The organism is Anaerocolumna aminovalerica (assembly GCF_900115365.1).
Lineage (GTDB): Bacteria > Bacillota > Clostridia > Lachnospirales > Lachnospiraceae > Anaerocolumna > Anaerocolumna aminovalerica.
Window position 1 is genome coordinate 115,792 of record NZ_FOWD01000010.1, and the last position, 9,782, is coordinate 125,573.

Annotated in this window: 11 protein-coding genes; all 11 read left to right on the forward strand. The window is 33.6% G+C overall.

Annotated elements, in window-relative coordinates; genetic code table 11:
• Positions 1-582 precede the first annotated feature (582 nt).
• Complete coding sequence (locus BM183_RS07755; protein WP_091685845.1) at positions 583-1,104, forward strand: histidine phosphatase family protein; 522 nt, start codon at positions 583-585, stop codon at positions 1,102-1,104.
• 190 nt (positions 1,105-1,294) lie between these two features.
• A complete protein-coding gene (locus BM183_RS07760) occupies positions 1,295-1,846 on the forward strand; it encodes a chloramphenicol phosphotransferase CPT family protein (RefSeq protein ID WP_091685847.1) in 552 nt (183 codons plus the stop codon).
• A gap of 395 nt (positions 1,847-2,241) precedes the next feature.
• Positions 2,242-2,667 (forward strand): VOC family protein, encoded by a 426-nt coding sequence (locus BM183_RS07770; protein WP_091685851.1) that lies wholly within the window; start codon positions 2,242-2,244, stop codon positions 2,665-2,667.
• A 702-nt stretch (positions 2,668-3,369) separates the two neighbouring features.
• The gene (locus BM183_RS07775) at positions 3,370-5,802 is read left to right on the forward strand and encodes a cation-translocating P-type ATPase (protein ID WP_091685854.1); all 2,433 of its coding nucleotides are present in this window, start codon (positions 3,370-3,372) and stop codon (positions 5,800-5,802) included.
• A gap of 306 nt (positions 5,803-6,108) precedes the next feature.
• Entirely contained in the window at positions 6,109-6,855 is a 747-nt protein-coding gene (locus tag BM183_RS07780) for a class I SAM-dependent methyltransferase (RefSeq protein WP_091685856.1), read from the forward strand.
• 302 nt (positions 6,856-7,157) lie between these two features.
• Entirely contained in the window at positions 7,158-7,862 is a 705-nt protein-coding gene (locus BM183_RS07785) for a helix-turn-helix domain-containing protein (protein ID WP_091685858.1), read from the forward strand.
• 122 nt (positions 7,863-7,984) lie between these two features.
• Positions 7,985-8,179, forward strand: coding sequence for a hypothetical protein (locus BM183_RS07790; RefSeq protein WP_091685860.1), 195 nt, complete (start codon positions 7,985-7,987; stop codon positions 8,177-8,179).
• A 280-nt stretch (positions 8,180-8,459) separates the two neighbouring features.
• Positions 8,460-8,678: a hypothetical protein gene (locus BM183_RS07795; protein ID WP_091685862.1), complete on the forward strand. Its 219-nt coding sequence runs from the start codon at positions 8,460-8,462 to the stop codon at positions 8,676-8,678.
• 63 nt (positions 8,679-8,741) lie between these two features.
• Positions 8,742-9,008 (forward strand): hypothetical protein, encoded by a 267-nt coding sequence (locus BM183_RS07800; RefSeq protein WP_091685864.1) that lies wholly within the window; start codon positions 8,742-8,744, stop codon positions 9,006-9,008.
• Positions 9,009-9,043: 35 nt separating this feature from the next.
• Entirely contained in the window at positions 9,044-9,364 is a 321-nt protein-coding gene (locus tag BM183_RS07805; protein WP_091685866.1) for a hypothetical protein, read from the forward strand.
• Positions 9,365-9,586: 222 nt separating this feature from the next.
• Positions 9,587-9,782 (forward strand): IS200/IS605 family transposase (gene tnpA, locus BM183_RS07810; RefSeq protein WP_139221498.1); only part of this gene is annotated, 196 nt, incomplete at its 3' end.

Consider the following 9,782-nt stretch of genomic DNA (forward strand, 5'->3'; position numbering starts at 1 on the left):
ACAGACTGCTTTCCTCGCCTTTCTACCCACATTTCATATAAATCACTGATTGTATAATCTCTTTTAGGTTATTGAAATAAACATAAAGCTTACTAATCAGTTCTACATACGATGGTGCGGTTATCTGTTATTAATATTAAAGTATGATATTTGAAAAAATTGATTAACCGTTTACTCGACAATTACGAGTAACCGTTATCATGTCTGTTTGAGAAAGGTTACACTTCTGCATAGATGTAGGTAATGCACTTTTTTCCAGCAATGATTGACTTACTATTTCTAGCAACATATAATAAGATAAAGAAAATTAGATTATTGTTAAGGTGGAAACTGCGGAAAGTACGAGAATCTTATTGAAGATTTAGAGTAATAAAATTTGACAAAGGCCTAATCGACGGAGAACTTACAAAGATAAAACGACTTACTATATATTTGTATTCATAAAATCATTATTAGAAATGTTTCAAATAGCATTAATTTAATTGTTAATTAATAAACCACTTGTAGGGGGACCCATGAATAATCAGGAAGATAAATCAAAACTTTAAAATAAGATGATTTATATAATGGGAGGATAACATTATGATATATCTTGTTCGTCATGGACAAACTGATTGGAATTTATTCAGAAAGTTCAACGGTTGTACAGATACTGAGTTAAATAATACAGGAGTAGAGCAGGCAAAACTGCAAGCCGAAAACATGAGCAGTGTAAGTTTTGATGCTTGTTTTTGCAGTCCTCAAAAAAGAGCACGACAAACTTGTGAAATAATCTTCAAAGGCGCAATTGTATTTGATGAAAGGCTTTCCGAAATAAACTGTGGAGAATTCGAAGGAACAGAAGAAACTGCGGAATCGATGAAATTGTTTTGGCAAGCAGTTATGAACGGTGATAAGGGAACGGAAAACTTTAAAGACTTTATAAAAAGAAATAGTAATTTTTGTAATATGATTGCGAAAGAATATAAAAGTAAAAACATATTAATCGTAACTCACGCTGCAAATGCACGAGTTATAAACTATTATTTCACTGGAAAGCCCAAGGAATATGATTTCAGTAAAGCAGTTGCCCAAAATGGTGAAATAATTAAATTTAAAGATTAAAAAGTCAAAATATAAATGTGCACATTATGTGTGCACATAAATCAGAAGTGGATGGAACCCCTTTCTTTTCAGTATTTTCAGGATAGGATTATGGTTCGAATCCCATATCATGTTTTTATTTTCTGCACTCTCTTACTTTTAAGTAAGTGTACGGCAGTATTTATATAATGTATAGGAGAAGACTTGCCTTATGCAAAGAGGAAAAATTATATTTTTAAATGGAGTGTCAAGTTCTGGAAAGACAACGCTTGCAAAAACATTGCAAGCACGACTGCCAGAGCCTTATTATTGGCTCTCTGTAGATACATTCATGGATATGACACCTGAAAAACACATGAGTAACGATGATGACGAAGTAATTAAAACAATATCAGCGATGTACCGAACGATAAAAGTTTTTTCAGACATGGGACTTAATACCGTAGTTGACGATGTATTTAGTGTTTCTCAAGAACTTTTAGATGAATGCGTTGAAATACTCCATGAATATCCTGTGTTGTTTGTCCATGTTACATGCCCATTGGAAGAACTGCAAAGGAGAGAAAAGGAACGTGGCGACCGCACAATAGGGCAAGCAGAAGAACAACTATCCATTTTATTACCTTTAGACAACACATACGATGTAACTGTAGATACGCATAACGATACAATAGAAAAATGTGCTGATAAAATTATAGAGCTATTAGATTGTCATAATAATTATACGGCATTCAAAATCCTTTGGAAGCAACGTAACAAATAAGCATTTCTGGAGAAAGTACTGAAAATACGTTTACGCCTTGATAATCAGATTTAAGGACAGTCAAATTTAAGTAAAATTAAGCTATTATAATTTTGGGTATAATGGCTTTTTGTATTTGACCATTGGTTTTTTGACTAGCTTTGTTCATGACTTCCAGGTTCTACTGTTCCGTGTTTGGGTTATAAATATATCTAAGTGTAGTCTTTTTATCCACTTGTTCTTCCGGTTCCAAATCTTTTGCTCTTTCTGCAAGACTCTGTTCTTTCTCTTTTGGGTGTACTCTGATTGCTGATATATTATATTTATTTATTTTACTTGATGTGATAGTATAGTATTTGAAATCGACAAACAGAAATTTGTAGTGTAGTTTATTTATATTAGGAGGTATTAGCGTTATGGATGATGAATTAAAAATCAAAATGTACTCATTTACTGTGGACTGCAAAGAACCGCATGAATTAGCAAAATTTTATGGGGCGTTGCTCAAGTGGGAAATAATGATTATCGATGAAGATTACGTATGTGTATACGCTCCAGGAACCAATCAGGGAACATATCCTTGTATATTGTTTCAACGGAATCCGGAGTACAAACCGCCTGTGTGGCCGGAAAAGCCTGAAGCTCAACAGCAAATGGCACATATGGACTTCGCCGTTAATGATTTAGAAAAAGCAGTTCAATATGCAATCCATTGTGGAGCCACAATCGCAGATGATCAATTTTCAGATAATTGGAGAGTTATGCTTGATCCCGCCGGACATCCTTTTTGCTTATGTAAAATGAAATCAATTATCGAGAGTGCTCATTTTGCGTTGTTATAGAAACTCACGAAATTGAGTAATTATGCTCCTAATCAATTTTGGCAGATGCCTCTTTTTTTAGGTAAGAACGATTCCTCTCATTGTGGTAGCCCTCTTAAATTTAATACAAATAATATGATCGATAGCTGTGCCTCATATCTTTTACTTAGGGTGATTCTCACCCTAATTTAGTTCTCAGTAAGTTATGTGTATAGATAAATAACATGAGAATTGTATATGACTAAAATATAAATATGCAGAATTATGTTAATAACATCCTTAATCAGTTTTGTTTTTGGGAAAAGGACGGATTTGCACCATCTCGAGGTGATATCGTCATTTACAACAGCATAATTTCATGGGATGAACAAACCTGCTAACACTCCTTGTCATGATTATAATTGGTATTACTGGAAAATGATAATGAAAAACTAATAGTTGCAGAAAGGTATCAACAAATTTCATACGCTTCGTGAAGTACAAAGAATTTTGAAGATATAAATATAATTGATAAATAATGTTGTGTAATCTGGTAAAACTATACATCTGGAAAAATTAATATTTTTTTAAGATTATACCAGTCGAAAACGTGTTAGTATATTCTTAGATTGTAATACAGAAGGTGAAACTTACCATTATATGGACTTGCGATCGATAGTAGAATCCCAAAATACACCTATTTAGACAGAAAAGCAATAAGGGATAAGTTTTAAGGAGATAAGGATGGATAAGGAAGCAAATAACATAAGCTATGAGGAAGGGACGATTTATCGTTATGATCCGAGTTTTGATATAGGATTGAGTTCGGATCAGGTGAAGATACGAACGGAACAAGGGTGTACAAACGCCCCGGTTGAATCACCTTCAAAATCAGTCAAGGAAATTATACTTGGCAATGTATGTACGTATTTTAATCTTATATTTTTAGTAATTGCGATTTTACTAATGATTGTTGGATCGTTTCGAGATTTGACATTTTTACCAATCATCATTGCAAATACTTTAATCGGTATAGTTCAGGAAATACGTTCAAAGAATATATTAGATAAATTGTCTGTATTAAATGCTCCCAAAACGACGGTAGTTCGCGATGGAAAAGAACAAGTGATTCCAGTTGAAGAACTGGTACTAGATGATATTGTGGTATTTGCAGCAGGGAACCAAATCAGTGCAGATGCATATGTATTGAAAGGAGAAGTTCATGTCAATGAATCTCTGATTACAGGAGAAGCAGATGAGATTACAAAGCATCCTGGAGATAATCTATTATCTGGGAGTTTTATTGTGTCTGGAAACTGTTATGCAAAATTAGAAAAGGTTGGAAAAGATTCCTATGCTTCAAAGCTCACATTGGAAGCAAAGGCCGTAAATCAAAAAGAACAATCGGAAATGATTCGTTCGTTGAATGTTATTGTAAAGTCTGTTGGTGTCATGATTTTACCAATCAGTATCATACTGTTCCTGCAGCAACATTATTTTTTAGGTGCATCCTTAAGACATAGTGTTACCTCAACGGTTGCGGCAATCATTGGTATGATACCGGAAGGACTTTATTTGTTAACAAGTGCAGCATTGGTAGTTAGTGTACAACGCTTGGCAAAGAAAAAAGTTTTGGTACATGACATGAAATGTATAGAAACATTAGCGAGAGTAAATGTGTTATGTGTAGATAAGACCGGTACAATTACTGAAAATAAAATGACAGTTAATGATGTAGTTTCCCTTGATGGATTTGATGCATCAACAATGCCTGAATTGGAGAAGTTAATCGGAGATTTTGCAAAAGCAATGGAAAAAGACAATGAGACGATGATTGCATTAGAGGAGCATTTCAAGGAAGGAACCGGAAAGCAACCAATCAGTATTACGTCATTCTCATCGGCAACCAAATACAGTAGTGCTACTTTTCAGGATGCAGTGTATGTTCTGGGGGCTCCCGAATTTGTGCTACGGGAACAATTTACTTCATATGAGTCTAAAATTAATGCCTATGGCAGAGAAGGATATCGAGTATTGGTGTTTGGAATTTATCATGGGAAGGTGACAGGAAAGGCACTGACAGAATCAGTGACTCCGTTGGGATTGATTCTGTTATCAAATCCGATTCGAAAAGAAGCAAAAGATACGTTTCAATATTTTGCGAAACAAAATGTTGAAGTAAAAGTAATTTCTGGTGATAATCCGGTTACTGTTTCACAAGTAGCAAAACAAGCAGGGATTGAGAATGCCCATAGTTATGTGGATGCTTCCACGCTAGAAACGAAAGAACAGATGGAGGAAGCAGTAAGAACCTATACGGTATTCGGAAGAGTTACGCCAAATCAAAAACGACAATTGGTACAGGCTTTGAAGAAGGCTGGAAATACGGTTGCAATGACTGGCGATGGCGTAAATGATGTATTGGCACTTAAAGATGCGGATTGCAGCATTGCAATGGCTTCTGGCAGTGATGTTGCGGCACAAGCGGCACAATTGGTATTACTTGAATCAAATTTTTCATGTATGCCGTCGGTTGTGTTGGAAGGGCGAAGAGTAATCAATAACATTGAGCGTAGTGCAAGTTTATTCTTAGTAAAAAATATATTTTCATTTTTAATGGCTGTGTTCTCGATCCTTTTTATGGTAAATTATCCATTGCAGCCGTCTCAGATATCGTTAATCAGTATGTTTACGATTGGAATTCCTGCATTTTGCCTGGCACTTGAAAATAATACAAAACCAATCCAAGGAAGGTTTATGTCAAATGTCTTATATAAAGCATTACCGGCAGGATTAACCGATTTCCTAATTGTAAGTGCGATTGTAATGTTTAGTGTGGAATTTGAAATGAGTGCAACGGATGTTTCGACAGCAAGTACGTTATTGATGTCCATTGTAGGATTTATGATACTGTATCGAATCAGTAAACCGATGAATCATTGGAGAAGGACAATTTTGATTTCCATGATGGTAGGATTGTTATTCTGTAGCTTGTTTATGAGGGATTTATTTAATATCAATCAGATATCAACAAAATGTGCAATGTTATTAGTTGTATTTGCAATTGCATCGGAATCTTTGTTCCGCTACATTACATTGCTGATTAACCAAATACGGATTTTTGGATTATTCCTAAATAAAAAAATATATGGTTTATATCGGAAAGTGACCGAGTAATGACCTCCAAGGTTGAAGTAGAAACTTGAACCTTGGTTCTTCCCTCTTCATCCAAGAAAATAAAATCCCGTATGAATAGCTTGCTTTTTCACATTGTGGTAGCCCTTAAATTTATAAAATTAATAATAGATTGGAGGGAAGCAGTATTTGAAAATAGCTAATAATAATTGCTCATGCCATTTTAATTCTAAATATAATGCGTGTCATTGGAATATGTTGGCATCACCTACAATAGGTGATATAATAGATATGTTAGTGTTTTACAGTTTTACAAACACAAAATAAAAAATTTTGGGGAGGTGTTTTATGAAAAATGATAGTTCAACCGAATGCTGGAATAAGGTTGGTATAGAATGGTACTTGTATGCACAGACAAATGATTTCAGAATGGACTTTATTATGCCGTTTACATTAAAGCAACTTGGAGATGTTTCGGGTAAGATGATATTGGATATAGGTTGTGGTGAAGGCGGGTATTCAAGGGAGTTAGCGAAAAAAGGAGCTATAGTTACAGCTGTTGATTGCACTGAAGTTGCGATTAATTATTCTAAGTTAAAAGCAGAAGAAGAGCAATTAAACATATCTCATTATGTGCGAAATAGCAATGATTTACAAGGTATCCCTGATAATACTTTTGATATTGTACTATCTTCAATGATGTTAATGGATTGCGAGGATTTAAATGGGACAGTGAAAGAAATCTCAAGAGTGCTTAAATTAGGTGGAAAGCTGCTTGTTAGCATTTTGCATCCCTGTTTTAATGGAAAAGATATTCATTGGTCAGGGGGAAACATTGTACCTCAAGTTGTTATTAATAATTATTTTTCGCCGACAGAATGGGAAGCGCCAATAGCAAAAAGTATTAATTCAATAGTTATTTGGAGACATCGAACACTTCAGGAATACATAAAAACCTTTGTTAAAAATCATCTAAATATAATTGACTTAAATGAACCTATTCCTGATGACCAGCAGATTTCAGAATCACCAAGATTGGGTTTTTTGTCAAAGATTCCTATGTTTTTGTTTTTCGAACTAGAAAAAATAGTATAGAATATAATCTGTAATAGAGTAATTTATCATTCTGTATAAAATACGACCCGACTATTTAGAAAAATATTTTGAGTATACAATTGAGTTAAAAATTTGATTTGCCGGATATCCCTTTTCTATAAGTTTTTTTGAGTAATAAAATCGGAATCCCGTGTTCATTTAAATAAAATGGACTCTTCATTAGAAGGGTTCATTTTTTTGGTTCAAGAAAAAATACGACTGACAAAGTTAAAATTTTAAGGACAGGAATACCAAACCTATTATAGTTATAATGATAGTATCAATTTGGGAGGGAATAGAATATGTCAAAGAAAGCAAATAAGGATATAAATACAAATTCAATTGATATGGTACAGAAAATTATCGACTATATTGAAGACAACATTCTTGAAATGGTAACACCAAATAAGATCGCAGAACAATTTTTTCTGAACGTTTCTACACTTAATAACTTATTTAAGATTGTTTGCAGCATGACCATAATGGAATATGTACGAAGCAGACGGCTTTCACTTGCTGGAAAAGAACTAATGACTTCTAATATACATGTAATAGACCTTGCATTTAAATATGGATATGAGACACCAGAGGCATTTACCAAAGCGTTTACACGATTTCATGGATTTCCACCAAGTTTTGTTAGAAGGACTTATCCGGAAATTAAAGTGTTCAACCCATTACAGATAAAACTTGAAATACATGGTGGGTGGGAAGAAACATCAAATAACAAGATTTTGCTATTACAGACAAAACAAAATTCTTTTGAACAAGAAAATAACCTCATTTATAGTTATGATGAAACTACCAAATATAAAGGAGGAACATCTATGGAGAATTTTAGATATGAATATCACATCAATTTAAAAGACATGAAACAGAAAGAGGACTGGGAAACTCTATTATCAATAGCAAGGAAACTTGACCATGAAAAAATTAAGTTTAAGGTAGACGGTAAAACTATGATATTTGCACATGGCTGGAATTTAAACTTGAAAAAATCTGCTTAACTTTTAAATGGAATGAAGAGCAGATAGTAAAAAAATTCTTTCATTATGATGGGAACGCAAAAAACTGTTTTAATGGATTCAAATATTTTGATGTAATATTTGAAGGAATGAAAGTTCGATGCATGTTTTATGGTGACTGCCCCGGTGATGATACTGATGAAACTCTTTTCAGAAATGCGGAGCCAGTTGATGTAGATGGGCAAATCATTTATGTGCAGACTTTAGAATTTTATTATGAAAATACAGAACCTAATAATGAATACTACAAAATGGTAGAACAATGGCTTAAAAACAAACAAGTTTCATTACCCAATTGAGTATGTAAAAATAGATGGGTTGGAAAATCCTTTCTTTCGGTGTTTTTACAAGATAGAATTTGAGTCCCATTTCGCGCTTATGAAATCCCTTGATTTTCAAGGGATTTTTTATTACCTGGATATGTGCATTGTATTTTTTCTTTCACTTGAGCCCATTTCAATTTCTGCACTTGTGCACTCAGAAGGTGAAACTTATATGGACTTGCGATCGATAGTAGAATCCCAAAATACACCTATTTAGACAGAAAAGCAATAAGGGATAAGTTTTAAGGAGATAAGGATGGATAAGGAAGCATATAACATAAGCTATGAGGAAGGGACGATTTATCGTTATGATCCGAGTTTTGATATAGGATTGAGTTCGGATCAGGTGAAGATACGAACGGAACAAGGGTGTACAAACGCCCCGGTTGAATCACCTTCAAAATCAGTCAAGGAAATTATACTTGGCAATGTATGTACGTTTATTTATTTTTTTATATCAAGAATTTGGAAATAATGCATTGACAGAATATAACATAAATGGTAATATTGACAATATATAGAAAAGGAGGGTGTTTCCATGAAGATAAAATTTGTTTCTCTTCTTGTAATGTTATTTGTTTTTACTTTATCTACAACAGATTTAAAAGCCAATACAGAAGAAAATATACAGCCAAGTAAATTTATTTCGATTGAAAAGAGCTATGATAATTGGGATGAAGCAAAGAAAGCTGGAGAGTACATCCATAATGAGCAAGTGGGTTTATTAAAATTTAAATGTGCTTATAGGATTGGAAATACTGACAAATTTAAAGTAACATATGTTAGTTTTAACGGGATGCAATAAAAAATTAAAATAATTAAAAAAGGAGTGCATTTTTCATGAAAAAAAAGATTTTAGTATTATGTTTAATTTGCACTATATTACTTATTCCTTCAACTGCTTACGCAGCAACTAGACAACCAACTGCAACATCTGAATCGGATAGTATAATAACGCCACAATCCTATACTATTACATATCAGAAATCAATATCACGTTTTTACACGGATTTTTCTAGTATTCCAGAAACATATTTTTATACTGAATACTATAAAGACTTTGGATGGGCATCTGGAAATTTACTTCTGGAAAGTGTAAAGGCTGTGCCTGGTGGTTATTCAGTAATATATTCAGGAACTATGTACTGCATTACTAATTAATTAATTTTACATAGTATAATACCTGTAAGCCAACAACCCACACAACGTACAAAGTTCCCATTAAAGGGAGGAACTTTGTACGTTGTTTTTGTATACCAATACAAATAAACCACTTGCTATGCAAGTGGACCCTATCCGGCTTTAAGCCCTAGATAAAAAACCTCCTATGTTATAATAAGTGTGGGTCCTAAACCGCACTAAACCAACAAAGGAGGTATCCAATTGGATAAGAATACATTATCACATACAACATGGGAATGCAAATATCATATAGTGTTCGCACCAAAGTACAGAAGACAAGTGATATATGGAAATATAAAAGCAGATGTAGCAAATATATTAAGTACACTGTGTAAAAGAAAAGGAGTAGAAATTATAGAAGCAGAGTGCTGTTCTGACCACATTCATATGTTTGTCA

Excerpts from the sequence above, each read along its gene's own strand:
- BM183_RS07755 (WP_091685845.1), top strand. The coding sequence starts at position 583 with ATGATATATCTTGTTCGTCATGGACAAACTGATTGGAATTTATTCAGA.
- BM183_RS07760 (WP_091685847.1), top strand. The coding sequence starts at position 1,295 with ATGCAAAGAGGAAAAATTATATTTTTAAATGGAGTGTCAAGTTCTGGA.
- BM183_RS07770 (WP_091685851.1), top strand. The coding sequence starts at position 2,242 with ATGGATGATGAATTAAAAATCAAAATGTACTCATTTACTGTGGACTGC.
- BM183_RS07775 (WP_091685854.1), top strand. The coding sequence starts at position 3,370 with ATGGATAAGGAAGCAAATAACATAAGCTATGAGGAAGGGACGATTTAT.
- BM183_RS07780 (WP_091685856.1), top strand. The coding sequence starts at position 6,109 with ATGAAAAATGATAGTTCAACCGAATGCTGGAATAAGGTTGGTATAGAA.
- BM183_RS07785 (WP_091685858.1), top strand. The coding sequence starts at position 7,158 with ATGTCAAAGAAAGCAAATAAGGATATAAATACAAATTCAATTGATATG.
- BM183_RS07790 (WP_091685860.1), top strand. The coding sequence starts at position 7,985 with ATGTTTTATGGTGACTGCCCCGGTGATGATACTGATGAAACTCTTTTC.
- BM183_RS07795 (WP_091685862.1), top strand. The coding sequence starts at position 8,460 with ATGGATAAGGAAGCATATAACATAAGCTATGAGGAAGGGACGATTTAT.
- BM183_RS07800 (WP_091685864.1), top strand. The coding sequence starts at position 8,742 with ATGAAGATAAAATTTGTTTCTCTTCTTGTAATGTTATTTGTTTTTACT.
- BM183_RS07805 (WP_091685866.1), top strand. The coding sequence starts at position 9,044 with ATGAAAAAAAAGATTTTAGTATTATGTTTAATTTGCACTATATTACTT.